Origin of the sequence: Enhydrobacter aerosaccus (assembly GCF_900167455.1) — a bacterium.
GTDB classification, from domain to species: Bacteria; Pseudomonadota; Alphaproteobacteria; order Reyranellales; family Reyranellaceae; genus Reyranella; species Reyranella aerosaccus.
The window spans coordinates 152,249-176,658 of the sequence record NZ_FUWJ01000007.1 but is presented as its reverse complement, the minus strand read 5'-3'; the positions used below and the strand labels follow the sequence as shown (position 1 = coordinate 176,658).

Below are 24,410 nucleotides of genomic sequence, written 5' to 3'. Positions count from 1 at the left end.
ACACCCCCCATAGGCGTCGGAGCGCTAACTCGAAGGATCGAGAGAGCGGCTGACCATCGTGCCGGTGGGCGCTAAGCTTCTTATATGCGTGCGGAACGTGTTCCCATGGAAAGGACCGACAAGGTAACGTTGACGGTCGACGCGCTGCAGGGCCTCCTGGATGAACTCAGAGGCCGAGGATTCCGCGTCGTAGGACCGACGTTGCGCGACAAGGCAATCGTCTATGACGACATAGCTCAATTGTCGGAACTGCCACGAGGCTGGACCGACGAGCAGGCGGGCGGCCACTATCGCCTGGTGCGGCGCGAAGACGACGCGCTCTTTGGCTATGCCGTGGGACCGCAGAGCTGGAAGAGGTTCCTTCACCAGCCGGTGCAACGCCTGTGGCAGGCCGTGCGCGACGGAGAAGGTGCGCGGATCCTTCCCGAGCTCCCGTCCAATGAGTGCTTCGCCTTCATTGGGGTGCGCGCCTGCGAACTGCACGCCATCGCGATCCAGGACCGGGTCCTGCTTGGCGGGCGATACGTCGATCCGCACTATCGCGCAAGACGGGATGGCGCGTTCATCGTGGCGCTGAATTGCAGTGCGGCGGGCGGGATCTGCTTCTGCGTATCGATGAAGACCGGGCCGACGGTCGAAGCGGGGTTCGATATCGCGTTGACTGAGATCGTCGTGGACGGGCAGCGCAGGTTCATTGCCGAGGCCGCTTCCGCACCCGGTCGCGATGTGCTCGCGCAGCTGCCTCAGCGACCTGCAACCACGGAGGAGATCGAGGAGTCGAGGGCAGTCCTGGCCCGGACGGCCGCAACGATGGGCCGAACGATGCGCTCGGACGACTTGCGCGACCTGCTCATGCGCAATCTCGATCATCCGCGCTGGGACGATGTTGCCGCTCGCTGCCTGACCTGCGGCAACTGCACCATGGCCTGTCCGACCTGCTTCTGTACCTCGGTCGAGGAGTCGAGCGACCTCGCCGGTGAAACGACCAGCCACAGCCGGCGCTGGGATTCGTGCTTCACGATGGATTTCTCCTACATCCATGGCGGCAGCGTCCGCGCCAGCGCGCGCTCGCGTTACCGGCAATGGATGACTCACAAGCTTGCCTCCTGGATCGACCAGTTCGGGAGTTCGGGCTGCGTCGGCTGCGGCCGATGCGTCACCTGGTGCCCCGTGGGCATCGACATCACGGAGGAGGTGTCGGCAATCCGCGAGAGCGAATCGGCCAAAGGAGGGCAACATGAAGGTTAGGCCCCTCGAGCAAATCGTGAGCGAGCATCGCTTCTTTGCCGGATTGGACGAGGTCTATTGCAAGCTGGTCTGCGGCTGCGCCAGGAACGTCCGCTTCGAGGCCGGCCAGTACTTGTTCCGCGAGGGCGATCCCGCCGACCAGCACCCTCTTTTCGGGAACATGTACAGGCCGCATCTCATTGCTCGCTCTCGCGCGGATTGTAGAATTGGAAGTGGCGATGTAGATCGTCTAGCCGCTTGAAACGGCGGATCAAACCCCTGAAGACATAGACACGACCACCGATCTCGACGATATCGCCCGCCAAAAGCCAAAGTGGGAATTGCACCGGACGCGGCTTTGAGTAGAGCCAGTTCGGCAGCACGCGACTACTCTTCGTCTCGCTCGTGCAGAAGGTGAGGTGGTCGCGCGGAACGTTCTGTGCGAAGCGCCGCCCGCACCATTGCTCGGTAAATCTCCGCAACGAGCGCGTAGTCGTCGAGGGAACGATGTTGGCCGAGTGCATCGGCCCCCGCTTTGAGCATGGCCGGAGACACGACAATTCTCGATGATCTTTGAGCGTCCTTCATTCGGTTGGAGTCTAGGGGACTTCGCTTACGCCAGACTGACTGTCGCCTGCCTTCAGGGGCTGTCCAGGCCGAGCTCGGAGGCCGCCGAGACGGAATGGCTGGGAACTCGAGATGCTGCGCGAGGAACTGAAGGGCTGAGTTTGAATTCGAAAAAAAATCGCCAGTGTCAGGCTAGTGTCAGCACAGGGTCAGGACATCGTCAGGCGGGAAGCGCTCAATGGAGGAGACTAGGGGGAGTAGAAAGGGATCTCCACCATGACTCGTACACTCATACTGACAGGAATTCTCTTTGCAGGGATGGCCTCATTGGCCCACGCCCAGAGCGCCGCATCCTCGACGAGCAAATGCGGGCCGGAGGCCTGGTCCACCGATAAGATGACCTACGTCGGTGTTCCGTGCCCCGGGGGCCAGGGTGGCACGTCGTCGGCGAGCAACTGCGGGCCCGAGACGTGGTCCACCGACAAGATGGCCTATGTCGGCGTTCCGTGCTCAACCGGCCAGACCCCTGGCACGCAGCAGGCCTCCGCGCCGACCAGTCTTCAGTATTGCAACGAGCTCGTCGCGCGCTACGACCAGTACCTGAACAAGGGCGGCAAGAGCGGCGGTATGCAGTCGGCCAACGCGGCTGCCAACGTCGCCGCGGCCAAGTGCCGGGCCGGGGACGCGAGCGACATCAGCGCGCTGGAAGGAGCGCTGAGGGATGCCCGGATCGCGCTGCCGCCGCATAGCTAACCGCTAGGTGTCAATCGGCGTTCAACTTTGACCCCGGATCGGCGTCCAATGTTGACCCCCTTGTTCGGCGGGGTTTGGTGGTAGCGCTCGCGCCGACGGAGCCGGTCGGGGTTGCGGAGGCGGCGCGAGCGCGGCTTTCCGGCAGGTCCTCATCTCGGCTCTTGAAGCGCCAGCTGTCGTTGCCGGTCTCGACGATGTCGCAGTGATGGGTCAGGCGATCGAGCAGCGCGGTGGTCATCTTGGCGTCGCCGAAGACGGTCGGCCATTCGCCGAAGGCGAGGTTGGTGGTGACGATGATCGAGGTCCGCTCGTAGAGCCGGCTGACGAGGGGGAACAGGAGCTGGCTGGCCGCCGGCTTGGGCGAATGGCAGGTAGCCGAGTTCGTCCAGCACGATGAAGTCCATGCGGGTCAGATGATCGGCCAATCGGCCCTGGCGGCCGCTGCGGGCCTCGGTCTCGAGGCGATTGACGAGATCGACGACGTTGTAGAAGCGGCCTCGGGCGCCGCCGCGGATGCAGCTTCGGGCCATGGCGATGGCGAGGTGGGTCTTGCCGGTGCCGGTCCCGCCGATCAGCACGGCGTTGCGCTGCTGAGCGAGGAAGTCCGCGCCTGCAAGATCGCGCACCAGCGTCTCGTTGATCGGGGTGCCGGCGAACAGGAAGTCGTCGAGGTCCTTTGCCAGGGGCAGCTTGGCGATGGTGAGCTGGTATCGGATCGAACGCGCCTGCTTCTCGCTGACCTCGGCGGTGAGCAGATCCCATCGCTTGAGGTTGAAGCGGTTGCAGTTGTCATTCCGAGTAACCGCGTGCCGAAGGCCCGGCGCCAGGGCGTTCAGTTGGAGAAGGACTTTGAGCGTCGAGCGATTAATCGGACGCATAGCCAGCGTCTTTGAAGTAGTTCCAGCGCTCCTGCTCGGAGTACAGGGCGCAGACGTCGCCGATGGCTTTTCAGAGAGCGCGATGATCCGGGCGCCGATACGTCGGAGATGGGCCTTGAGCTTGGCGAAGGCCATCTCGATCGGATTGAGATCTGGGCTATAGGGCGGCAGGAAGAGGAACCAGGCGCCGCGTTGCTTGAGGATAGCCTCGTCCTTTGCGCTCTTGTGACTGGGCAGATTGTCGAGGATCACCACATCGCCCTGCTGGAGTGTCGGAGCGAGTTGGGTCTGGACATAGGTATCGAAGGTCTCGCGGTTCATGGGATGGTCGATCACCCAGGGCGCGGTCAAACCATCGCACCGCAGCCCGGCGATGAAGGTCTGGGTCGCCCAGTGTCCGAACGGCGCATCGGCCTTCAATCGGGTGCCGCGGCGCGCCCGGCCGCGCAGCCGGATCAACTTGGTCGTCGTGCCAGTTTCGTCGAGGAAGACCAGTCGATGCATTGCCTCGCGCATGCGTGGCTGGCGGTGCACTTTCCATTCGTCAAGCGCCTGGCGCACGTCCTCGCGCTCGACTTCCGAGGCCAGCAGAGTTTTTTTGAACGACAGGCCAGCCTGCAACAGCACCCGCGACAGCGAGGCCGGATGCGCCGTCACAGCTCTCTCGGCCAGCAATTTGGCAGCCAGCTCCGGCATCGTGATGTCCGGCTCGGCGGCGACCCGCGAGCAGAAGTCCCAGATGCCGCGCCAGCTTCCCGCCGCCGGGAGGGCGGCCTTGCCGCGCCGGCTCTGCTGATCCCGTCCGCGACACCCGATCGGCCAGCTTCACTGCAAAGCTGGCGCTGACATCGTAATGGCGAGCTGCGGCACGCCGAGACTGCCCGCCAGTGACCGCGGCTTGGACACGTTCCCGAAGGTCAGCGCTACGTTCCCTTCGGCGGCAAGTGTCCCACGAACATTCGCTCCAACTCTGGTGTTATTTTTGCGAGCCAAGCCAAACGTATGAAACTTCGGTTTGCGATGGCTACCCCTCGGCCATCGTCGCTACTCCTTGCCATCAGGCGATGATTGGCGGCTCGATTGCCGGACTTCTGCCGCTCGGAGGAGCAATGCCGATCGAGCAACGAACTCCGCCGACACGCCTGTCAGCATCAGCAGGGCGGGCCCCATTGGCATCGAATAGAGGCGGTCCGGCGTGGCGAGAATGGCCTGGACGATGAACAGGCAAATGATCACGAGGGCAGCGCCTCCCAGCAGAAGGCCTTGGGAATAGCCAATGCGAGACCACAGCCCAAGCGCTGTCGCCGCAAGGAAGAGAGAAAGCGCCGACGACAGGACGACGGCCAATGGCGGCGCCGAGTCGAGAATCCGGTCGGCAAGAATGCGCTTGGCCTTTTCGAGGTAGATGCGCATGACCTCGGCGGGTTGGCTCGCGACCGTGTGGAAGTAGAGTCGCCACATGATCTTGAAGTATCTCCCGGAGCAATAGACGACCCTGGGATCGATCCGCTCGGCGGCTCTTTTCGCCACGTCGTCGGCGTACGAAATCCCCAGCGAGTTCGGAACCGCTCCCAGGCCCATATAGAGAATGTCCGAGAAACCGTGCCTGCCCATGCGTCCCGATGGCTGAACGGTGAAGAAGACGTCCCGGGCTGCGGGAGCAATTCGCGGGGCAACGGGCGAAAGGAAGGCCAAGAGGCCGACGACCAGCAGATGGCGATATTGGAGACCTTTGCATCGACGGCGGGCCACGACGAGCATGATCGTGACAAGGGTCGTCACGATACCCATCACTCCAACCGCCTCTCGAACGAGCATCGCGATGGCAAGCCCGAAGATGCCGAGGGCGACATACGCAATGCCGAGCCTGCGTGACAGGAAGCGGCATTCCCTCGCCAGGATCGCCATCGGAAGAAGGGCTGCGATGCTGGTGATGCCGATGAAGCTCCAATGCGGGGAGACACCGATCCATCCGAAGTAGATGGTCGGACCAAGGATGATGAGCGCAATCGCTGCAATATATGAGCCGGTGGCGAACAGGAAGCTTGCCAGCACGACAAAGCCCAGGATGTTCAGGCCGATGTTCAAATGGGCGACATCGACAAGCGAGGCCGGCGTGTCGCTCGCGATCGCCCACAAATCCAGCAGAAGGGCGTGACCAAGGTCGTCGCCCAGGGCCGATTGCGTGATCGCAACCAATGTGCCGTCATCGCGGCAAAGAGCGAGCCAGACGCGCTGTCGTTGGGCGCACTCACTGCTCTTCAGCCAGACATTCGTCGGTTCCCAGCCCGACGTCCTTACTTCAGCAAAATGCCCGGCCTTGTCGAGTACCGTCTCGATCGGTCCCCAACCGCTCGCGATCAACAAAAGGGCAAACAGCATCCAGCGACACCAGCCACTCTCTTTGATGGCGTGCAGAATACCCTGGCGTTCGAAGTCGTGCCTTTCCGTCAGAGCGACATCGCTCGCTCGGAAATTGCCGGGAGAGGTCGCACCAGTCTCCAATGGGAAAAAACGCTCGGCATTCGCCTGACGTTCGCGCCTTAAGGCCGGCGCGTCATCACCCGTCCAACTGACCATCTTTGCCGTCCCCAATACGACCACTCCGGGCTCATTGCCGGGTTCTGGTCGCCTCCCTCTACAATCGTCGCTCGATCCGAGCGAAAGAGCAACCTTCCGTGACAACACTTAGGGGGAGATGTCAACGCCGACCTAAAAGTGACCCGCCTTTGGCGACAGTCGCCGAAGTAAAACTGACCCACCTGGACGCTTGATGCGCTGGTCGGGTGCGGAGGGCGTAGCCCGCAGCAGCCGACCAGCGCGGCATCCTATTTGTCGGTCGTCGCCACCTTTCTGGCCGCCTGGCCGGCCTTGCGTTTGTCTCTCAGGCGATAACTCTCGCCGCTGATCTGCACGATGTGGGCGTGATGCAGCAGGCGATCGAGCATGGCCGCCGTCAGCGTCTGATCGTCGGCGAATGCCGAAGCCCACTGCGTGAACGGCAGATTGCTGGTCAGCACGATCGAGCCACGCTCGTAGCGCTTGGCCACCACGTTGAAGAACAGGTTGGCCTCCTCCCGGCCGAACGGGAGGTAGCCGATCTCGTCGATCACCAGCAGCTTCGGTCCGAGTACGGCACGGTTGAAGTATTCCTTCAGCCGGCCTTGGGCACGCGCCGCTGCCAGCTGCAGCATCAGATCCGCCGCCGTGATGAAGCGCACCTTGTGGCCCGCCATCACCGCGCGATAGGCCACCGCCAGGGCGATGTGCGTCTTGCCCACGCTGCTGGGACCCAGCAGCACCACGTTCTCCGCCCGCGCAACGAAGCTCAGGTGCCCGAGCTCCAGGATCTGCGCCTTCGGCGCTCCACTGCCAGCGCTCCAGTCGTACTGCTCCAGCGTCTTGACCGCCGACAACGTCGCACGGGCTGTGCCTGTTCCTCGACGACGGTCGCGTTGAGATCGATAGCAACGTTGTCGAACGAACCATCCGTCCGCTGGCACTGACCCGCAAGAACGCTCTGTTCGCCGGTTCCGACGGCGGCGCCGAGCATTGGGCCGTCATCGCCTCGCTCGTCGAGACCTGCAAGCTGATCGGCCTCGAACCTTACCGTTACCTCGCCGACGTCATCACCCGCATCGTCAACGGCCATCCCAATAGCCGCCTCGATGAGCTCCTGCCTTGGGCCTATCACTCTACGACCGAGCTCAAGCCTGTGGCCTGAGAACGACGCTTACCATAGGCCACCGCGATCGTCAGGATCATCCCATCGTAGTTTGCAGTCGCTTCCCGGGCTGCGCGAATCGCCGCGACCAGAGAACTGGGCAACAACTCGAGCTTGCCGATCGCCTGCACGCGTACCCGCTGGCGATGGATTTGCGGATCATGCGCGAGGGCCCTTAGCTTGGCTTCCGTGGCCGCCAGGATCCCCGAGACCTGATCGGCCGGACGCTCCAGGTTGTCGGTCGAGAACACCCAGAGGGTGACAGCAGGGATGGCCAGCTCGGCGCACCCGTCCAGCACGTCGTCAAGTTTACGCGCTCCCAAATCATAGATTTGGCGCGGATCATGGAGGCCGAGTCGCGCCCCGTTCCGCCGGTTGCCGTCGAGAATGATGCCGATATGGCGCGGCGCCGGCATAGATTGAACCTGGCGAAGGAGCCAGTGTTGATAAAGCCGATAAAGCGGATGAGCTGCAAGGCCCGCCCAACCACGCCAGAGTGCCTCGCTGGACTCATGCCATCCAAGGCGCGCGGGCAAAGTGCTCGTCTCGGCGGCCGGTCGATCCCGAAGCCTCTGTCGTTGATAGGAGGTGTTATCCATTCCGTCGCTCCCGATCGCCCGGGCGCTCCCCGTCGCCATTGCTCATGCGGCGCCGTCTGATGCAGTAGCGCTCCGTTCAATCATCGGCGGAGCCGGGGCACACGAGGACAAGTACCGTCGACGGTCTCAGTTACAAGGAGGCGGCCGGCGTGCTCGGGATTGCCGTCGGAACCGTCATGAGCCGCCTGGCGCGAGGTCGCCAGGCACTGAATGAAAAATTGGGCGAGCGGTCGGCTGGCAACGGCACCGTGCTGCGCCTGGGGCGGTAACAATGACCGATATGGAACTGCAGCTCATGGCCTATGCCGACGGCGAGCTCGGGACCGAAGAGGCAGCCGAGGTCGAGCGGGTGCTCGACACCGATCCGCGCGCCCAGCGGCAGCTCAGGATCTACCGCGAGACGGCGGTGCTGCTGCGCGCCGCATGCGCCGAACCGTTCTACGCGACGTTCCACCAAAGCTCGTCGCGACGATCCAGAGGGATCACCCGAAATTGCCGGTGCGCCGGCGTCTGGTGTTCGCGCTTGCCGCTTCACTCTTGCTGGGCGTCTTCAGTTTCGCGGCCGGATACGGCATCGGCGCCCGGCCGGACTCGGCGTATGAAGCGCTGCTCACTGATATCGCGCAATATCATCCGATCTACGCCCGCGATACTGCGCATCTCGTCGAGATTCCCGCCAGCCGCATCAACGACCTCGAGGCGTGGATCAAAGAGCGCACTGGGCGCGAATTCGCTGTGCCAGACCTGTTCTCGACTGGCTTCGACTTCACCGGCGGGCGGGTGCTCGTGGTGAACGGTCAATCAGTCGCCCAGCTCCTTTACGCGCGCGCTGGCACGATGCCGCTCGGCATCTGCTTTACGGCCCTGGTGGGTGCGCCGCAGCCGCAGCGCATCGACCATCACAGCGAGGTCAATCTGCTCTCGTGGAGTGACGGGCACTATGCCTATGTCATCGTCGGCGATGTGGCTGACAGTATGTTGCGCGCACTCGCAACGCGGGTTTCCGCCGAGTTGGGTCGTGGAGCGTAGCGGACCTCGCCGCTAAGCCAGCGCGGCAATGACCGTCGCTCCGCCTCAAGATAGGCATAGTGCAAGGTCGCGGCCGCCATGGGGACGAAGCCGCCGACGCCGCAGAAAAGCGTGAGCCGCCAGCACGGTATTCAGTGCTCCCAAAGGTAGCCGGCTATCGGATCACTTCGAGCGACCTTAAGGAAGACAACGTCATCTTCCTCGTCAGCCTATCGCTGACGATGTGATGCGCCTGCACTATAAGCCAGCAACAGTGCAAGACCTTCCAGCAGCTCCTCCGGCATCAGCGGCTTCGCTATATACGACTGGTTGCGCACCGCAACTGGAATTAGATGCGCGCTCGTAACCCGTCATGAGGATGAACGGCACCGCCTGCTCCTTGAGCACTGTTGCGACATGCTCACAGGTTTCCGTCCCGGAGAGAAAAACCTCCATCAGGGCCGCGTCGACCTGCTGGTTATGCAGCAGGCCTAGGGAAGGTCTGACCTAGTCCCCCAGCCGGCGGCACTCCGATAATGGCGTCGTATCGGCTGATTTTCGTCGGGAGGTGGTTGCGATTATGCGCCGGACTTGAGGTTGAGGGCGGCGTTCTCGCTGTCTTGGCCCTCCTCGGACGCAGCTATCCTGTGGCGAGCGGCTGCCCGCGTCAGGTTGTCAGCCCGTGCGCCCGGTGGCGCTGATCGGGCTTGGTGCCGCCCGAAGGTCATCGTATGGCGATCTCGTTGTTGACGCTGCGCACGCCCTTGACCCGTTGGGCGATTTGCACCGCGCGCTGCCGTTCGCGATCTGAATTCACTTGGCCTGTCAGTCGAACATTGCCGTTCAGCGTGGTCACGCCGATATCGAGTATATGAACCACCGAGTCTTCGACGAACCTGGCCCGAATGGTGTTGGTGATGGTGGAATCGTCGGCATATTCAGTAACGTTCTGCTTGCCTTGGAACACGTCACAGGCCGCGACAGGGATGACAAGCACCAAGGCCGTCAGCAGACGGTTTGTCAGCGAAGCGAGAGACATGGAAGGCCTCCTCCGCAATACAAAGCAGTCGCCAGATCGAAACGACGGCCCAATGGAGCAGGTTCCTTGCCGGGAACGTTCGGGCATCTCATTGGATCACGGCCACTTTGCTGATCTAGACCAGCCTGCCGAGGAGCGGCGAACTGTCAGAACCGTCAGCACTGTCAGCAGGATTCCTGAGGGGCATCGGCATCATAGGGTGTCCATTCGCCGGCGACGCACGCCGATCTACTGCCGTAGGACCAGGTTCTCAGCCTCCAGCTGGGCTCTCAACTTTAACAGCCAAGCGATAACAGCGAAAGCAAGCTGGAGCAGGTCGGCCATCAAGTAGCCATCTTACGCTGTCTCCTCCATGCGTCGACGTCGAATTGCATTTTCAGTACAACGATTGACCTGCGTCAAAGCAGCATGGATGTATCGGTAAATGATTATTCGCGTGGGCTATCCGACCTACCATGCTGTCAATCAATCGCCGGGACGAAGTTCGCCTTTCCCACACGGGTAACTACCTGATCTATTCATGAAATAGGATGCAATCGAATCGGCTGGAGACTTCCGCCCTATCACCCCAAGCCCCACGCGCCCGACGGCTCTCACGCTGGCGCGTACTGGTGCTTGTGCTCCTTGCGGGCCTGGTCGCCGTTGGCATCGTGACCTGGGATCGTCGTTCCGAAGTGCTGACTGCCGCGGCAACGCGGGCACTGGAGCAGCGCGGCGTTGGACCGGTTCGGCTGACGATCGATCGGATCGGGCTCTCGTCCGCCCATGCCAGGGATATCGGCCTCTATGGCGGTGCAGTCCGGGCGTCTTCCATCGAGTTCACGTTCCGGCCAGGCGACCTTTTCGATGGGAGGGTGGAAAAGATCGAGATCCAGGGCATGCGCGCCAAGATCGCGATCGACCGTGGACAGATCACCATAGGCGGCCATGCGTTGCCCGTTGCATCGACTTCCGGCACGCCGGACGCAGCGGGTGTCGGGTTGCTGGTATTGAGCGACGCCGAAATCGAAACTGCCATTCCCGATCTTCCGGAGCCGATCCGCCTGGTCGGCCGGGCCGTCGTCACTGGCCCGACTTTCGAGTTCGATGGCATTGCAACCACGAGCGGCCAGCACCCATCGACCGTGGAGATCGTGGCCGCCGGCAAGCACGACATCGTTGCCGGCAGCGGTGCGGCCAACGTCACCATCAAAACGAAGAAGTTCAATCGGGACGGCACACAGCCGAAGGACCTCTTGCCGGCACTCGGCACAACGCTGCCGCCGATGGATGGCCAGGCAAGCGCCGCGGGTACGGTGCAGTGGACCCGCTCGACCATCTCTCCTGACTTGGTGGTGCATCTCGACCGCGTTGGATTCGATACTGGAAATGCCAAAGTGGTCGACGTTTCCGGCGAATTCCACCTGAGCGGACTACTGCGGTTACCTTCTGTCTCGGCTACTGGGGCACAGACCCCAGCGGACTTCGACTCTATCGTCGTGAGCGATGCCAGCATCACCGCCGTCACCCCCTCCCTTGCCGCGCCGCTCCGTGTGGTCGGAAAGGCCGGCTACGCCAGTGGCTCGGTGAAGTTCGATCTCGCGGCGAAGATGAGCGGTCCGCATGAGTCCGTCCTGGAAATCGTCGCCACCGGCGCACACGACTTCAATGCCAGCAGCGGCAACTCCGACGTTCAGGTCAAGACAATGAAGTTCCATCGGGGCAGTAAACAGCCGAAGGACTTGCTGCCCGGACTGGGAATGACACTGCCGCCGATCGACGGTCAGGCGAGCGCGAAGGGCACGGTGCACTGGAATGGCTCGACAATCGTGCCCGATCTGCTGGTCCGGTTGGAGGACATCGCCTTCGATACCGACAATGCCAAAGTAAGCAGCATCGATGCCGAGATCCGTCTGTCCGGCCTGGTGCCACCGTCGACGCCGCCGCATCAGATCGTGAAGGCCTTGCTCCAGCCGGGCGGCCTGCCGGTGAGCGCGTTGACGCTTCAGTTTCAGCTTCAGACCAAACCCGCAATCATCGTCGAGGCGCTTGCCTCCGAATTCGCCGATGGCAAGATCTCGGCTTCGCCTTTCACCATCGATCCCGCCCATCCGGCGATCGATACGGCACTGCGTTTTTCTGCGGTCAATCTCGAGCGCGTGCTTGGATTGCTGAACATCGAGGGCGTCGCCGGAACAGGCCGCCTCGACGGAACGGTTGGGCTGCACGTGAGCAATGGCAAGCTGCGCATCGATGACAGCCGCCTGACTGCTTCTACTCCCGGCATCCTCCGCATCTCCAACCGGTGGCTGACGGAACAATTGGGTGGAAGCAACGAAACCGTCCGCCAGGCAACGTTGGCCCTGAACAACTTCTACTACGACACCCTCGCGATCGAATTGGCACAGGCCAAAAACGGCGACGGCTCGGTCATGTTGCGCCTTCAGGGTAGCAACCCGGCGGTCCTCCAGGGCCAGAAGTTCAACTTCAACATCAAGCTCGAGAGCAATTTCGACCGACTGACCGAGATCGCGTTGCGCAGCGTGACTGTCGCCCATCAACTGCTGCGCGGTAAGGAGCGTTGAGAGCATGAGACCTGGCAGTTCCCATTTACGCCGACCGCTGGCGGCGCTGCTTGCGGGCAGCGTCGCCGCGGCCTGTACGCCCAAGGTGGAGGTCGTCGCGCCAAAAGAGCCGATCACCATCAACCTCAATATCAAACTCGATGCCGACGTGCGCCTGCGCGTCGAGAAGGAGGCGACCAATGACGTCCGGAACAAGCCGATTTTCTAGGCGCCTGCTACTTGGTGGGTTCGTCGCCTTTATCGCTCCGTCGCTAGGGGCCGAGGCACAATCGGCCCGGGTGCTCGACGGGCCGCGTGCGGCCGGTCTCGTCGGCGAACGTTTCGATGGCTATGCCGCCATCCGCGGGGCGGCGCCGGCCGATGTTCGGGCACTCGTCGACCATGTGAATGCGGAGCGGCGCGCCCTCTACGCCCAGCGGGCCGCCGCCACCAACGCGCCAGTGGACGCTGTCGGTCGCCTTTATGCGGCCGAGATTTTCCGCCGTTTGCCTGCCGGCTCATGGATCCAGGCCGAGGACGGCAGATGGGTACAAAAATAGTCTTTGCGCCTTGGCGCAAAGATGAAGCGGATCGGTGTCCCCACCAAGAACCTGTGTGTACCGAATATTGGATTCGACCATATTGATGCTGAAGACCGCCAAGGATCGGGTGCGATGTAACAGTGCCGAGGCGCTCGATGATGCGATGGAGCGGCGTGTCCTTGATCAAAGATCAGTGAATTCTGAGTTTGTTGTAAATAGTCCCGGCGCAGCTGCGCTTTGCCCAAGATCACGCCATGATCCAGCCAGTCTCCTCGAATCGAGCCGGTTATCCGTTCGATTTGTCCATTTTCCAGGGTGAGCGGGGCGCCGTTGGCCGATCCTGGATGCCCGTGGCCGCAAGACGTCGCGTAACAGCGCGGCCATAGAGGCACCTCTGTCGCGAATGACGTATCGGAGCGCCTGATCCCCAGGGGAAAGCCTCGGTGATCTGTTGGGGCGATCCACTCCGCTGTCCCCCATACCGCGACACGCGGTTCGCTTGGACGCGCTTGCATCGCGTTTGCGAGGCGACTGCGACGCATTCTCATTGACAATAATTGCGAATCACTCTTAAAAGCAATCCTCCAGTGCATCTGAAGACCCAGTGCACAGAAAAAGAACCGGGGACCATCAGTGAATATTGGATCAAGGCTGATGAAATCATTGTTTGCCGGGGCGTTGGCGTTGTCGATGACAGCGCCCGCTGCGCGGGCGGGCGAAGGGCCGTTCGCCTTCATCTACACGCTGGATCTGCAGCCGCAGGGCACCTGGCAGTTCGAGCAATGGGAATGGCTGCAGACCGGACAAAGCCAGGGCAACTATTACTTCCTGACCAACCGCAGCGAACTCGAGTACGGCTTCAAGCCGTGGTTCCAGGTCGGCCTCTACGTCAACACCGAATACGCCTATGCCTTCCGCAACGGCGTCGACGGCACGACCGGCGGGCCCGGCACGAACATCGATCCCAGCTCCGACCTCTCGGCGCCTTACTCGTCCTTCCGGTTCAAGAGCATATCGTTCGAGAACATCGTCCGCTTCATGAACCCCTACACCGACGGCTGGGGGCTTGGCCTCTACTTCGAGCCGGCGATCGGACCGTATGGCTACGAGCTCGAATGGAAGCTTCTTCTCCAGAAGAACTTTATCGACGACCGGCTCGTGCTCGCCGCCAACATCGTCTTCGAGACCGAGCAGGAATGGCGGAGCGGCGCCACGGAATTTGCCAGCGTCCTCGACCTCATCGTCGGTGCCTCCTATCGCTTCACCGACAACTGGGCGGCCGGCGTCGAATTCCGCAATCACCGCGAGTTCACCGGCCAGCTCCTGAACGAGCCCGAGCACTCGGCCTACTTCCTGGGACCGACGATCCACTACTCTGCCGAGAAGTGGTGGGCGACCCTCGGCTGGCGCCATCAGCTGCCGATCGTGGCAGCCTTCAACGACGACCAGCGGTCGGTCGTGGTCAACGGCCAGATCTTCGGCAATGAGCATGCAAGCGACGAGTTCATGCTGCGCATCGGCTTCCCGTTCGGCGGCGACAAGCGACACGAGCGGTACTAGCGTGCGCTGGATGCCCCTTCTCGCCGCGCCCGCCGCCGTGATCATCACGGTGCCGGCGCATGCGACGATCTACTTCACGACCGAGCAGGCGCAGCAGAAGATGTTCCCCGGCGCGAGCTTCAGCCCGGCGCCGGCGCAGCTTTCCGACGCCGACCGCCGCGCCATGTACGACCGTTCCGGCGTGCACGAGCCCTTCGATCCCAGCAGGGTCTGGCGCGCCTCGACCGGCGGCTGGTTCGTGATCGACGAGGTCGTGGGCAAGCACGAGCACATCAAATACGCCGTCGCTATCGGCGCCGACGGCGCGGTGCGCAGCATCGAGATCATGGAGTACAACGAATCCTACGGCTACGAGGTGCGTGACCCGTCGTGGCGCCAGCAGTTCGTCGGCAAGACGGCAAGCTCATCGCTCAAGTTCGGCAGCGACATCAGGAACATCAGCGGCGCCACGCTTTCGTCGAAGCACATCACCGACGGCGTAAGGCGCGTTCTGGCCATGTACGACCTGGTGCTGAAGGGCAGATGATGAAGCGCCTGCGCCCGCTGCTCGGGACCTGGGTCGAGATCGGCGTCGAGGATGTCGAGGCAAGCCGCGCTGCCTCAGTGATCGAGCGCGGCTTCGCCGCGGTCGAGCTGGTGCATCGTCTGATGAGCGTGCACCGGCCGGACAGTGACCTCTCGCGGATCAATCACGACGCCTGGCGCGCGCCCGTGACGGTCCATCCCTGGACGCTCAAGACGCTGCGCTGGGCCTTGCTGATCCGCGCCGCAACCGACGGCCTGTTCGACTGTGCGCTGGGCCACGAGCTTGGCCGCCATGGCCTGGTCGATGGCCACGCCTTCGAGGGTGCCGCGTCGGGCTCGCTCGCCGATGTCGGAATTGCACGCGACGGCGCGGTGCGCCTCACGCGCCGGATCGCCCTCGACTTCGGCGGCATCGCCAAGGGCTTTGCGGTCGATCGCGCCATCGCAATCTTGCGCGCGGCCGGGGCGCGGCGCGCCTCGGTCAACGCCGGCGGGGATCTGCGCGTCATGGGCGATGCGCCGCAAGCCGTCCATGTAAGGACTCCGTCCGATCCGCGCGGTCTGCGGCTCGCGGGCTTTCTCACGAACGGGGCGATCGCCACGTCGGCCACCGACGGCGCGATCGACGTCACGACCCGGCAGCCGATCCGCGACGGCAGGATCTGGTCAGTGATCGCGCCGCGCTGCATCGTGGCCGACGCCCTCACCAAGGTCGTGGCGCAGACCGGCCGAACCGAAGCGCCCTGGCTCGCGCGTTTCGGCGCTACGGTGTGGGTGCCCCCGCCTCTCCTCGCCACGGCTTGAGCGGGGGCGGTCGTGCGGCTCGGCAAATGGCACCGCCAACTCGTGATTGCGGCCCTCGGCCTGGTCGGCGTCTCCGGCGTGCTGTGGTTCGCGCTGCACGATGTGATGGACCGTGCGCCGGACGATCTGCTGCACTGGCTGCTCGTGGCCCATGGCGTCACCGCCTACCTCTCGGCCGTCGCCTTCGGTTCGCTCCTGCCGCTGCATGTGGTCGCGGGCTGGCGCTACAGACGTCATCTGATCAGCGGTTTTGCCGCCGTCGTTACGCTTGCCCTCCTGATCGGCTCGGCGTTGCTGCTCTACTATGGCGGCGAGGAGACCCAGGCCTGGGCCCGGCTGGTGCACATCGCCACCGGCTTCGGCGCCGTGCTCGCCGTACCGATCCACATTGTGCTCGGCCGCCGCCTCAGGAAACAGACTGACCGCGTGGAGCTTCGACGGGTGTTGACGGTCCGTGCGAGGTAAACGTTCTCGCGCAATACGCGCGCGCGAGGCGCACTCGTTTCGTTGCTCGTCGGGCCCCTCCTATTGGTCCCTTTGTGACTCCCGTTCTTGCCGTTTCTCATCTCCAGCGTCAGCGCGAAGGCGAGCTCGCGCGCCAGATCGTTGGAGGACATCTCCTCGTCGACCGGCGTCTTCACCTCGGCCGTCAGCCTGTTCGCCGTAGACCTTCGGCAGCATCTTGGCCAACATCCACTTCCTTGTGTCGACGCGCAGGCGAGCGCGGGCGACGCGGCTCGCCCGGTGGCCGCCGGGCCTCGACGTGCACGCCTTGAAGCGCGTTGTCGAGGCGGGCGCGCCGCTGCAGCTGATTGACGTGCGCTCGCGCGACGAGGTTGCCGAGGGGCTCATACCCGGTGCGCGGCCCATCTAGGATCGAGGCGCGTGCCCGGCGAGATTTCTCCGGGGCCAGTCGTGACCTACTGTGCCTCGGGACGCCGAGTGCTGGTGGTGGCGGCGGCGCTGAAGCGAATGGGGGGCCCGACGTCTCGGTGTGCTGGGGCTCGATGACAGCTTGGCGGGCGGCGGGCTATCCGCTCGATCAGCAGTGACCGCATAAGCGGCTACAGAGCGCCTCGCGCGATCCGTTGTCACGCGTTGTGGTCATAGCTTGGCAGGGACGAGTCGAGCGTCCCTAGAGGAAGGCGCCCCCTGCCCTTCTCCAGGGCTTTGCCGGGTCATGCAGGCTGTTGATGAAGAGTCGGCCGATGGAACTGAGGCCGCGGCCTTTGAGCGTCACGACACTGAGCGGCAACGACCACCGCGACATGTCGATCGGCAAGACCTTGATGGGCGGGCGTTGCGGCCCATAGTACAGGGCCGAGCCCGGAATCAGGGTAATGAACCGGCCGGTCGCCAGGAGCCCGTACCTTAGATTGAGGGACTCGCTGGTCACGACGCGGGGGAACCGCCGCACCGATCGCGCGGAACGCTTCAACGAACAGCTGCTCATAGCATACAGGGTCCGCCGTGAAGTCCGGCTCGGCCGCGGTCGGCCGAATCACCGCCATCGGCTGGTGCCGGGTAAACCCGAAGCTCGCCACGTTCGGCTCGCCCGGGGCGGGAACACTGCCGCACTTCCTTGGATCGGGTCTGGCGCGGGAGGCGGTGTTGAGCTTGTCCACCTGCCCTACAAGGGCGGGGCGGCCGCCATTCAGGACCTCCTCCTGGCTGGCCAGCTTCCGGCAGCCGTCTTCACGCTTGCCGCCGTCCTCGGTCCGATCCGAAGCAGAAGCCTGAGAGTCCTGGCCACGACGGCTCCGAAGCGCAGCTCCCTGCTTGCGGACGTCCAGACAGTGCGGGAAGCGGGCTACCCTGCGCTCGAAGGACTCATTTGGTTCGGCATTCTCGTTCCCGCGCGGACACCCACCGACATCGTCGCGAGGCTGAACACGATGGTTTGCCAGGTCCTCCAAACCGACGCGATCAAGGCAGGGCTCGCGAGGCAATCGCTCGAGGTCGCGGGGTCGACGACGAGCGAGTTCGCCGAGCTCTTGACGTCCGACACAAGACGGTGGGGCGAACTCGTGAAGAAGTCTGAGTTCACGCGGGTGGAGTAAGCATCGGGTCATCGACCGCGCTCATCGTGCTGGTGATCCCGGCCATATGTGTCTGGCTGCGTGACGAGGGCAGGCCGCTCGAAATGACCCGACCGTCAGCCAGCACGACGATCTCACCCTCGCCGAGCGGGCACCACCGCTCGCTGCTAAGCGGCACGCTGGCCAGCAATGCAATGCGCTGCGTCTCCCCGCCCGGCTCGACGTTGACGCCCGCCGATGCCATCGCCCCGGGGTCCACCGCGCACTCACGTTGCAGGCACCACAAGCCCGGCGGCTCGATGGTACCGTTCGCCTGGGTCCGGCGATGCCCGTGGCCAAAGATGAAGTCGCCGTCGCTGTACAGGAAATTGGCCGGTCCGAGCGCCCGCATGTCTTCGGCAAACTTGGCGAGCACAGCCAGCCTGAGAGGAAGAGCGGGAGTACTGCCGTTCTCCCAAAGGCGAGAGAAGCGCTCCAGCAAGAGGCAGAAGGCCATCTCCGAGTCGGTCTCGCCGACGGGCCGAAACCGGGCGCTGGATCGGCCAACTTCTCCCTGGATGCCATTCAGGAAGCCGTTGTGCGCGAAGGCGTGGGCGCGGCCGCCCAACTCGCGCACAAAGGGCTGGGTATTGGCCAGGGTGACGCCGCCGCCCAAGGCATGCCGAATATGCGAGATCAGGATTCGAGTCGGCAGGTGCCGCCCCTGGATGAAGCCCAGCCACGAGCTGTCGGTCGCCGGCTCGGGCTCCTTGTAGAGCCGAACGTCGCGGCCGTCGTGAAAGGCGAGCCCCCAGCCGTCGACATTCCGGCCACCCGGCGCGCCATGGGCGGCAAAGGCCTTTAGCGAAAAGGTCGCGCGGGTCGGCAGGCAACTGGAGAGACAGAACAGCTCACACATGGTCGGGCTGTCCTGCGGGGTCACGCCGCCTTCAGGATGCGCCCGTCCGGCGCCGCCACCGTGACCTTGAAGGGCATCCCTGCCTCGACGCTCTTGGACACGGTGCAGAAGTCTTGGAACTGCGCCAGCGCACGGTCGAGATGGCCGAGCGCTTCGGGTGCGACGCCCAGGGTCATGTTTACGTCGAGGGCGATGATCCGCAGGCGGTTCTCGTCATTTCGCCCGATCCGGCAGAGCGCGGTCGCTTTCAGGGTGCCCGGATCCTCTTTGAATTTGCCGCAGGCAAACAACAGGCTGGCGCTAAGACAATTGGCGACGGCGGCGGCCAGCAGCTGCACCGGCGACGGGCCCGCTCCATCGCCGAGCGGCGGCGGTTCGTCGGCCACTGCCGGCGTTGTTCCCAGGCCGAAATCGACAATGAAGCGGTACTTCTCCTGTCGGGTGATAGTGACCGATACCTGATCGCTCATTGCCTTACTCCTGCCAAGGGCCTGACGGCTATCGGCGAAGCCAAGTGTCGATGGACCGAAGGGGTGTCGCCTTGATCTCCCTCAAATTGATTGCCGCACCTCGGGCTGCCGACAGACCGCACGCGAACGTCCTTCCAAGGCGTAAACAGTCAGCCGCCTGATGGAGGAGTACCGCGATCCTCGGGCCGTCCTGCTCGAGATCGCCAGCATGGACAGGCAAGAGCTCGCCACGAAGATGTCGATGCCGCTGGCCGATGCCCTTGCCGAGCGCCGACTGGGTGACCAAGCGGTTCTTCCGTATGTGGCCCAGAAGCTACCCGTGCAGGTCGACATGGGACACACGCGTGCGATCCATAGGACGTCTATGAGCCTGGCACCGTCATCGACGAAGACGGCCGCACCACCTTGCCGAACAGCCAGTACGAAGAGGTGGTCGAGTTGGCCGCTCCCCGAGATACAGAGGCCGAGGCACTGCACGACGAGCCATTGCGACTGCTGGCGGGGCTCGCACTGGAGACTGGGCGCCGGTCGTTCGCGTGAAGGACGGCGATGTCAGCCGAGCACGCGCGTACTGCGCAGAAAGGGAACGACAAGGGCCCTGCTCGTCATGCAAGTACCCCTATTTCGAGCGGCCTCGAAGCCCAAAGACCTCGAAACTATCGAGCGAATCTGGCAGGACGTGCGATCCGAAAGAGGTCAGTTCTTCGGCGCAGTGGATCGCGAATTCGCGGGAAGCCACGAGCCGGCTTCCCAATGACTTGTTGAGCGCCTCGAGATGGGTTGTGAAATTCAGCGCCGAGCCAATCGCCGTGAAGTCTAGGCGGTCGGGTGCGCCAACGTTCCCGAAGAGAACCTCACCGACATGCAGCGCAATACCGATGCCGATCGACGATAGCCCGGCCTTGGCGCGTTCTGCGTTCAGCCGGTCAATGGCTACAAGAGCGGCGCGCGCAGCATCCAGGCCGTGATGCACCGCAACTTCAAGGTTTCGGCTCGTTGCAAGCGGAAAGACTGCTATGAGGCCGTCGCCGACGAATTTCAGGACTTCTCCGCCGCGTGCCTGGATAGGTTCAACAACGGCGGCGAAGAACTCGTCGAGCAAAGTGATAGTCTGCTCGCCGCCGAGCGTTCGCGATAGGGCGCTGAAACCACGCATGTCGGCAACCAGAATCGCCGCTTCAATTCGCTCGGTCATGCCGCGGCGGATAGCACCGTCGAGAACGCGAGAGCCCGCTTCGCGCCCGAGGTAGATTCCGAGAAGGTCACGCGCCATGCGCTTTGTGGCGTGGAGTTCCAGGACGAGAGCGAGGAGCCGACTGAGTTCGGTAAGTCGTGCAACGTGGGTATCGGTGAACCCGTCCGCCCGATCGGTCGCGAAGGTCAGACACTGATGGCGGCCATTCGAAAAGGTCACCGGCATGGCGATATAGTCCGTACCGCCACGGGCGCGGAGCTCCGCCAGGACGGGAAATTCAAGTGCCTCCGCGTCACCCAGGCGTCGATGCACGATTTCACCCCGCTCCATGACCAGAGGTACCGGGCTATTGCGATAAGCGCCGGTCTCCTCCATGCCGTGAAGGACGGATAGCTCCTCCACAAGGCCGGCGTCATGCCACCATCGGACGGCATAGGCGCGCAGCTGCGGGTGGAGCGTGGCGAGATGGAGAGTCGATCGCCAGATCGGAACGCCGGCATCGATGAGACGCCAGCAAAGCTCATCGATCACTTCATAGAGCTGCGTGCGGCGGCTCGCTTTTTCGATCAACCAGTCGGAAAGCGACAGGCCGTCGGCCGGCGGCGGCAAACTGGTGTGATCGGCAATGGTGACCAAGCCAGCGGGTAGCGGGACACGCCGTGGCGCCTCGCGGGGCTGGCTCACGCTGGTTTTCTGCTCGGCCATGCTCCCCTACCAGTAATCGGGCAAAGGCGCGGCAGCTCTTGGCAAATCATCAGCCCACCACGCCAACTGGCGCTGTGATTACCCGGTTGACGACCGACTGCGCGACCCAGTTTAGAAAAGAATGAGCGAGACACCCAAGCCGCGGCCTTGACCTGCATCAATGTCCGCTAACAGCCGTGGTCGCATCGTTTTGCCTTCGGGGAAATTACCATGAGCGGCCACGTTCTGATGTCCCCACACGATTTGTCGAAGCTGATGGCTGACGAGCCGACGGTCCTCATCGATGCTCGCGAGCGCGGCGCACATCGCGGGCCGTGAATGTCCGCAAGGTCTTTACGGCTTACGATCCATCCCCTTGACGCCCGTTTGGCGCATTCCTAGTTAGTTACCAATAACTCACTACTGAAATTGGCCATGCGCATCAGGAAGTCTGCCGAGGCCCGGAGGCTGGAAATCGTGCAGGCGAGCCTTCGCCTGGCGGGCGAGTTGGGCCCCGACCGCCTCACGACGGCAACGGTGGCCCGGAACGTGGGCCTTACACAGCCGGCCATCTTTCGGCATTTCGCGACGAAGCAGGATCTGTGGGATGCGATCACCGACTACATCGGCAAGACAATGGAAGCGGGCTGGGCCGAAGCGGCCCAGTGTAACGGCACGCCGGCGCAGCGGCTGCGCTGTCTTGTCGCCGTGCAATTGCGCTTGATCCAGTCCACGCCGGCGATCCCCGCCATCCTATTTTCGCGAGAACTGCATTCGAGGAATGTGGCTCTCCGGAAGGCCCTGTTTGGGCTCATGCGGCGCTTTGGCGGCTTGGTGGCCCGATGCATCGCCCAGGCGCGCGACGTCGGAGAGTTCCGCGATGATCTCGACCCCGACGATGCTGCCTTGCTCATCATCGGCTTGATCCAAGGATTGGCTCTACGGTGGTCTCTGAGCGGGCGGGCATTCGGCCTGGCCAAAGAGGGAGGCCGTCTGCTGGACATCCAGTTGCGCGGGTTCGCCCCCCTGCCGGCGACTACGACGCGAAACAGGAGGCCCAGGTGAACAAGCGCCTGCTGTCCTATCTTTCTGTGGCCATCGTCCTGGCGGCGAGCGCAGCCTCTGTTGGCCTCTTTCTCCACATGCGTCCCGTCTCGGTGACGGTCGTAGCCCCCGAGCAGCACGTACCGGTGCGCGTCTTCGGCCTCGGCACTGTCGAAGCGCGCATTGTTTCAAAGATCGGCTTCGAGATCGGCGCGGCGATCGTCGAGTTACGGGCCGATCATGGCGACATCGTAAAGAAGGGCGACGTCCTCGCACGGCTTCACGCCTCCGCTCAAGAGGCCAAGGTCGTACGGGCGAAGGCCATCGTGCTCAGTGCCGAGGCAGGTCTCACGAAGGTGGACGCCAACATCGCCAAGGCGCGCGCCGTCTTTGCCCAAAAGCAGGCTACCAATCGACGCGTGCAGCAGCTTGCCGACCGCAAGGTCGTCTCCGAGCAAACTGCGGAAGAAACGCAGCGCGACGAGGGTGTCGCCAAGGCGGATCTCACGGTAGCGCTCGCAGAGGCGGAGGTTGCCAATGCCTTCCTGGCGGACGCGCGCGCACAGCTCCAGGTGGAAGAGGCGCTCCTCGCGCAATATGTGTTGATCGCTCCCTTCGACGCCATGGTCGTTGAGCGGCACAAGGAGCTCGGCACCGTCATAAAGCCGGGCGATCCGATCTTCACTCTGGTCGCCCCCGAGACGGTATGGGGACTGGCCTACATCGACGAAGCGCGCGCCGGGCCGATCGCGGAGGGCCAGCCGGCAATCGTGCGTTTGCGCTCGCTGCCGCAGCAGCGCTTCGAGGCGAAAGTGGTCCGCATTGGCATCGAAAGTGATCGCGTCAACGAGGAACGGCGTGTCTATGTCAAATGCGGACAGTGTCCGCCGCAGTTCCATCTCGGTGAGCAGGCCGAGGTGCTTATCACCGTGGCCAATCTCGATCATGCGCTGCTCGTGCCGGAGGCGGCCGTCCGGGGCTTCGATGGGACCACCGGCACGGTCTGGACAGTCGAGAACGGACTACTGGAACGTCGCGTGCTCATCTTCCGATATCGCACCGAGGATGCGCGACTCGAGGTTGTGGGCGGCCTGCCCGACCATGCCAAGATCGTCGCTGCACCTGGCGCGGGCTTTCGCGGAGGCCGCGCGGCACGCGTCATCGCGGAGACCGGCAAATGAACCTCGCCTACCGCGATGTCCGCCATAGCCTCGGGCGCTTTCTGTTGACCTGCGCAGGCCTTGGCCTGCTGCTCGGAGTGGTGCTGGCCATGATCGGCATCTACCGCGGCCTAGTCATCGAAGCGCTTACGATCGCGCGCGCGCCAGCAGTCGACCTATGGGTTGTCGAATCCGGCACCCGGGGGCCATTCGCCGAAGCTTCTCGCATTCCGGGCGACACGCGGGAAGCGATCGCCCGACTCGGTGGTGTCGCCCAAGCCGGCAGCATTACCTACCAGACCGTCGAAACTGAGCACATGTCGGGCAAGCTGCGCCTCTACGTCATCGGCTACGAGCCTGGCAGGCTCGGCGGGCCGCCGCGCCTGGTCGCCGGGCGCGGCCTTGCAGCCAGCCATTTTGAACTCGTAGCCGACCTCAGCGCGGGATTGGCGCTCGGTGACCGACTTCAGCTGGGACGCGAGACATTCACAGTCATCGGCCTGACCGAGCAGCAGGTAAACTCGGGTGGCGATCCTGCTGTTTACATTTCGCTGCTGGATGCGCAAAAGCTGCAGTTCGACTTGGCCCCGCCCGCCGCGCGACAGCAGCTCGCGCGCGGCACGGCAAGAACCAACCTGGATACCGTCAACGCCGTCGTGGCGCGGTTGCTGCCGAACGCAACGCCGGAGAGTGTTGCCGAGGCGGTCAACCGCTGGAAGCATCTCTCCGCGATCACGCAGGAGGGGCAGGAGGGCATCCTGACCAAGTCCCTCGTCGATCGGGCGCGGCGCCAGATCGGTCTCTTCACTTCGCTGTTGCTTGTCGTCTCGGCCGTTATCATCGCGCTGATCATCTATACGATGACCATGGAAAAGCTCAAGCAGATCGCCACCTTGAAGCTCATCGGTGCGCCGGATCGCACGATCATTGGAATGATCGTGCAGCAGGCGCTGGCGCTCGGCCTGATCGGCTTCACGATCGGCGCAACGCTGATCCTGAACGTCAAGGACTACTTTCCCCGGCGTGTCGTTCTCGAACCGGACAATATATTCGTGCTGGCGGCCGTCGTTTTCCTCGTCTGCCTCTTCTCGAGCGGACTGGGCGTGCGCGCGGCATTGCGCGTCGACCCCGCCATTGCGCTCGGGGGCTGA

Annotated in this window: 24 protein-coding genes and 5 pseudogenes; 17 read left to right on the top strand and 12 right to left on the bottom strand. The window is 63.5% G+C overall.

Annotated elements, in window-relative coordinates; all coding sequences use genetic code 11:
• Positions 1 to 105 precede the first annotated feature (105 nt).
• Positions 106 to 1,248, top strand: a complete 1,143-nt coding sequence (locus B5D62_RS22450; RefSeq protein ID WP_085936175.1) for a 4Fe-4S dicluster domain-containing protein — start codon at positions 106 to 108, stop codon at positions 1,246 to 1,248.
• Between the two features lie 176 nt (positions 1,249 to 1,424).
• On the opposite strand, the gene B5D62_RS33000 is transcribed toward B5D62_RS22450, so the two are convergent.
• Complete coding sequence (locus B5D62_RS33000; RefSeq protein WP_139374026.1) at positions 1,425 to 1,751, bottom strand: hypothetical protein; 327 nt, start codon at positions 1,749 to 1,751, stop codon at positions 1,425 to 1,427.
• 370 nt (positions 1,752 to 2,121) lie between these two features.
• Here B5D62_RS33000 and B5D62_RS22440 point away from each other — a divergent pair, with 370 nt between their 5' ends.
• Entirely contained in the window at positions 2,122 to 2,547 is a 426-nt protein-coding gene (locus B5D62_RS22440; protein WP_139374025.1) for a hypothetical protein, read from the top strand.
• Positions 2,548 to 2,557: 10 nt separating this feature from the next.
• Here B5D62_RS22440 and istB (B5D62_RS22435) read toward each other — a convergent pair.
• From istB (B5D62_RS22435) to istB (B5D62_RS22420), 4 genes and pseudogenes are all read right to left on the bottom strand, one after another.
• Positions 2,558 to 3,362: pseudogene (gene istB, locus B5D62_RS22435) on the bottom strand (IS21-like element helper ATPase IstB); the annotation flags it as partial.
• Between the two features lie 49 nt (positions 3,363 to 3,411).
• A pseudogene (locus B5D62_RS22430) lies at positions 3,412 to 4,350 on the bottom strand (IS630 family transposase); the annotation flags it as partial.
• A 119-nt stretch (positions 4,351 to 4,469) separates the two neighbouring features.
• Entirely contained in the window at positions 4,470 to 5,807 is a 1,338-nt protein-coding gene (locus tag B5D62_RS22425) for a hypothetical protein (protein ID WP_139374024.1), read from the bottom strand.
• Positions 5,808 to 6,253: 446 nt separating this feature from the next.
• Positions 6,254 to 6,877: pseudogene (gene istB / locus B5D62_RS22420) on the bottom strand (IS21-like element helper ATPase IstB); the annotation flags it as partial.
• On the opposite strand from istB (B5D62_RS22420), the pseudogene B5D62_RS22415 reads away from it, so the two are divergent.
• Positions 6,850 to 7,149 (top strand): annotated as a pseudogene (locus B5D62_RS22415) (transposase domain-containing protein); the annotation flags it as partial. The pseudogenes istB (B5D62_RS22420) and B5D62_RS22415 sit on opposite strands and share 28 nt — an antisense overlap.
• On the opposite strand, the gene B5D62_RS22410 reads toward B5D62_RS22415, so the two are convergent.
• Positions 7,116 to 7,748 (bottom strand): undecaprenyl diphosphate synthase family protein, encoded by a 633-nt coding sequence (locus B5D62_RS22410; protein WP_085936260.1) that lies wholly within the window; start codon positions 7,746 to 7,748, stop codon positions 7,116 to 7,118. The pseudogene B5D62_RS22415 and the gene B5D62_RS22410 sit on opposite strands and share 34 nt — an antisense overlap.
• 116 nt (positions 7,749 to 7,864) lie before the next feature.
• Between B5D62_RS22410 and B5D62_RS34195 the strand changes: the two are divergent.
• Together B5D62_RS34195 and B5D62_RS22400 are read left to right on the top strand one after the other, a co-directional pair.
• Positions 7,865 to 8,017: pseudogene (locus tag B5D62_RS34195) on the top strand (sigma factor-like helix-turn-helix DNA-binding protein); the annotation flags it as partial.
• Between the two features lie 154 nt (positions 8,018 to 8,171).
• Positions 8,172 to 8,777: an anti-sigma factor gene (locus B5D62_RS22400; protein WP_139374023.1), complete on the top strand. Its 606-nt coding sequence runs from the start codon at positions 8,172 to 8,174 to the stop codon at positions 8,775 to 8,777.
• Positions 8,778 to 9,480: 703 nt separating this feature from the next.
• On the opposite strand, the gene B5D62_RS22395 is transcribed toward B5D62_RS22400, so the two are convergent.
• Together B5D62_RS22395 and B5D62_RS33465 are read right to left on the bottom strand one after the other, a co-directional pair.
• Positions 9,481 to 9,795 (bottom strand): BON domain-containing protein, encoded by a 315-nt coding sequence (locus tag B5D62_RS22395; protein WP_170921075.1) that lies wholly within the window; start codon positions 9,793 to 9,795, stop codon positions 9,481 to 9,483.
• 593 nt (positions 9,796 to 10,388) lie between these two features.
• Positions 10,389 to 10,562, bottom strand: coding sequence for a hypothetical protein (locus B5D62_RS33465; protein ID WP_170921074.1), 174 nt, complete (start codon positions 10,560 to 10,562; stop codon positions 10,389 to 10,391).
• An 87-nt stretch (positions 10,563 to 10,649) separates the two neighbouring features.
• Between B5D62_RS33465 and B5D62_RS22390 the strand changes: the two genes are divergently transcribed.
• From B5D62_RS22390 to B5D62_RS22360, 7 genes are all read left to right on the top strand, one after another.
• Complete coding sequence (locus B5D62_RS22390) at positions 10,650 to 12,359, top strand: intermembrane phospholipid transport protein YdbH family protein (protein ID WP_170921073.1); 1,710 nt, start codon at positions 10,650 to 10,652, stop codon at positions 12,357 to 12,359.
• 4 nt (positions 12,360 to 12,363) lie between these two features.
• On the top strand, positions 12,364 to 12,567 hold the full coding sequence (locus tag B5D62_RS22385) for a YnbE family lipoprotein (protein WP_085936166.1): 204 nt from the start codon (positions 12,364 to 12,366) through the stop codon (positions 12,565 to 12,567).
• Positions 12,539 to 12,898 (top strand): YdbL family probable chaperone protein, encoded by a 360-nt coding sequence (locus B5D62_RS22380; RefSeq protein WP_170921072.1) that lies wholly within the window; start codon positions 12,539 to 12,541, stop codon positions 12,896 to 12,898. The genes B5D62_RS22385 and B5D62_RS22380 overlap by 29 nt, the downstream gene beginning before the upstream one ends.
• Positions 12,899 to 13,534: 636 nt before the next feature.
• Positions 13,535 to 14,440, top strand: coding sequence for a DUF6662 family protein (locus tag B5D62_RS22375; RefSeq protein ID WP_085936164.1), 906 nt, complete (start codon positions 13,535 to 13,537; stop codon positions 14,438 to 14,440).
• A 10-nt stretch (positions 14,441 to 14,450) separates the two neighbouring features.
• Positions 14,451 to 14,966 (top strand): FMN-binding protein, encoded by a 516-nt coding sequence (locus B5D62_RS22370; RefSeq protein WP_139374022.1) that lies wholly within the window; start codon positions 14,451 to 14,453, stop codon positions 14,964 to 14,966.
• Positions 14,963 to 15,769: an FAD:protein FMN transferase gene (locus B5D62_RS22365; protein ID WP_085936162.1), complete on the top strand. Its 807-nt coding sequence runs from the start codon at positions 14,963 to 14,965 to the stop codon at positions 15,767 to 15,769. Before B5D62_RS22370 ends, B5D62_RS22365 begins: the two co-directional genes overlap by 4 nt.
• A 12-nt stretch (positions 15,770 to 15,781) precedes the next feature.
• A complete protein-coding gene (locus B5D62_RS22360; protein WP_085936161.1) occupies positions 15,782 to 16,234 on the top strand; it encodes a hypothetical protein in 453 nt (150 codons plus the stop codon).
• A 60-nt stretch (positions 16,235 to 16,294) separates the two neighbouring features.
• On the opposite strand, the gene B5D62_RS34390 is transcribed toward B5D62_RS22360, so the two are convergent.
• Positions 16,295 to 16,486, bottom strand: coding sequence for a hypothetical protein (locus B5D62_RS34390; protein ID WP_419188806.1), 192 nt, complete (start codon positions 16,484 to 16,486; stop codon positions 16,295 to 16,297).
• Here B5D62_RS34390 and B5D62_RS22355 point away from each other — a divergent pair.
• The gene (locus B5D62_RS22355; RefSeq protein ID WP_085936160.1) at positions 16,452 to 16,643 is read left to right on the top strand and encodes a hypothetical protein; all 192 of its coding nucleotides are present in this window, start codon (positions 16,452 to 16,454) and stop codon (positions 16,641 to 16,643) included. The genes B5D62_RS34390 and B5D62_RS22355 overlap by 35 nt on opposite strands.
• 466 nt (positions 16,644 to 17,109) lie before the next feature.
• Positions 17,110 to 17,829, top strand: coding sequence for a Bug family tripartite tricarboxylate transporter substrate binding protein (locus tag B5D62_RS22350; protein WP_085936159.1), 720 nt, complete (start codon positions 17,110 to 17,112; stop codon positions 17,827 to 17,829).
• Here the strand turns inward: B5D62_RS22350 and B5D62_RS22345 are convergent.
• The 3 genes from B5D62_RS22345 to B5D62_RS22330 all read right to left on the bottom strand — a co-directional run bounded on the left by B5D62_RS22345 (position 17,813) and on the right by B5D62_RS22330 (position 21,076).
• Entirely contained in the window at positions 17,813 to 18,730 is a 918-nt protein-coding gene (locus tag B5D62_RS22345) for a class II glutamine amidotransferase (RefSeq protein ID WP_218191219.1), read from the bottom strand. The two genes, B5D62_RS22350 and B5D62_RS22345, sit on opposite strands and share 17 nt — an antisense overlap.
• On the bottom strand, positions 18,727 to 19,176 hold the full coding sequence (locus tag B5D62_RS22340; protein ID WP_085936158.1) for an OsmC family protein: 450 nt from the start codon (positions 19,174 to 19,176) through the stop codon (positions 18,727 to 18,729). The genes B5D62_RS22345 and B5D62_RS22340 overlap by 4 nt, the downstream gene beginning before the upstream one ends.
• A 619-nt stretch (positions 19,177 to 19,795) precedes the next feature.
• Entirely contained in the window at positions 19,796 to 21,076 is a 1,281-nt protein-coding gene (locus tag B5D62_RS22330) for an adenylate/guanylate cyclase domain-containing protein (RefSeq protein WP_085936156.1), read from the bottom strand.
• 414 nt (positions 21,077 to 21,490) lie between these two features.
• On the opposite strand from B5D62_RS22330, the gene B5D62_RS22325 reads away from it, so the two are divergent.
• Genes B5D62_RS22325 through B5D62_RS22315 form a run of 3 tightly spaced genes read left to right on the top strand, consistent with a single transcriptional unit; the run spans position 21,491 to position 24,410 of the window.
• Positions 21,491 to 22,120 (top strand): TetR/AcrR family transcriptional regulator, encoded by a 630-nt coding sequence (locus B5D62_RS22325; protein ID WP_085936155.1) that lies wholly within the window; start codon positions 21,491 to 21,493, stop codon positions 22,118 to 22,120.
• Complete coding sequence (locus tag B5D62_RS22320) at positions 22,117 to 23,280, top strand: efflux RND transporter periplasmic adaptor subunit (protein ID WP_218191218.1); 1,164 nt, start codon at positions 22,117 to 22,119, stop codon at positions 23,278 to 23,280. The genes B5D62_RS22325 and B5D62_RS22320 overlap by 4 nt, the downstream gene beginning before the upstream one ends.
• Positions 23,277 to 24,410: an ABC transporter permease gene (locus tag B5D62_RS22315; protein ID WP_085936154.1), complete on the top strand. Its 1,134-nt coding sequence runs from the start codon at positions 23,277 to 23,279 to the stop codon at positions 24,408 to 24,410. The genes B5D62_RS22320 and B5D62_RS22315 overlap by 4 nt, the downstream gene beginning before the upstream one ends.

Coding starts and splice junctions, on each gene's coding strand:
- B5D62_RS22450 (WP_085936175.1), top strand. CDS start 106: ATGGAAAGGACCGACAAGGTAACGTTGACGGTCGACGCGCTGCAGGGC.
- B5D62_RS33000 (WP_139374026.1), bottom strand. CDS start 1,751: ATGCACTCGGCCAACATCGTTCCCTCGACGACTACGCGCTCGTTGCGG.
- B5D62_RS22425 (WP_139374024.1), bottom strand. CDS start 5,807: ATGCTGTTTGCCCTTTTGTTGATCGCGAGCGGTTGGGGACCGATCGAG.
- B5D62_RS22410 (WP_085936260.1), bottom strand. CDS start 7,748: ATGGATAACACCTCCTATCAACGACAGAGGCTTCGGGATCGACCGGCC.
- B5D62_RS22400 (WP_139374023.1), top strand. CDS start 8,172: ATGCGCCGAACCGTTCTACGCGACGTTCCACCAAAGCTCGTCGCGACG.
- B5D62_RS22395 (WP_170921075.1), bottom strand. CDS start 9,795: ATGTCTCTCGCTTCGCTGACAAACCGTCTGCTGACGGCCTTGGTGCTT.
- B5D62_RS33465 (WP_170921074.1), bottom strand. CDS start 10,562: ATGGGCGGACGAGAGCCCGATCCGATCGATCGTCAGCCGAACCGGTCC.
- B5D62_RS22385 (WP_085936166.1), top strand. CDS start 12,364: ATGAGACCTGGCAGTTCCCATTTACGCCGACCGCTGGCGGCGCTGCTT.
- B5D62_RS22380 (WP_170921072.1), top strand. CDS start 12,539: ATGACGTCCGGAACAAGCCGATTTTCTAGGCGCCTGCTACTTGGTGGG.
- B5D62_RS22375 (WP_085936164.1), top strand. CDS start 13,535: ATGAAATCATTGTTTGCCGGGGCGTTGGCGTTGTCGATGACAGCGCCC.
- B5D62_RS22370 (WP_139374022.1), top strand. CDS start 14,451: ATGCCCCTTCTCGCCGCGCCCGCCGCCGTGATCATCACGGTGCCGGCG.
- B5D62_RS22365 (WP_085936162.1), top strand. CDS start 14,963: ATGATGAAGCGCCTGCGCCCGCTGCTCGGGACCTGGGTCGAGATCGGC.
- B5D62_RS22350 (WP_085936159.1), top strand. CDS start 17,110: ATGAACCGGCCGGTCGCCAGGAGCCCGTACCTTAGATTGAGGGACTCG.
- B5D62_RS22340 (WP_085936158.1), bottom strand. CDS start 19,176: ATGAGCGATCAGGTATCGGTCACTATCACCCGACAGGAGAAGTACCGC.
- B5D62_RS22330 (WP_085936156.1), bottom strand. CDS start 21,076: ATGGCCGAGCAGAAAACCAGCGTGAGCCAGCCCCGCGAGGCGCCACGG.
- B5D62_RS22325 (WP_085936155.1), top strand. CDS start 21,491: ATGCGCATCAGGAAGTCTGCCGAGGCCCGGAGGCTGGAAATCGTGCAG.
- B5D62_RS22315 (WP_085936154.1), top strand. CDS start 23,277: ATGAACCTCGCCTACCGCGATGTCCGCCATAGCCTCGGGCGCTTTCTG.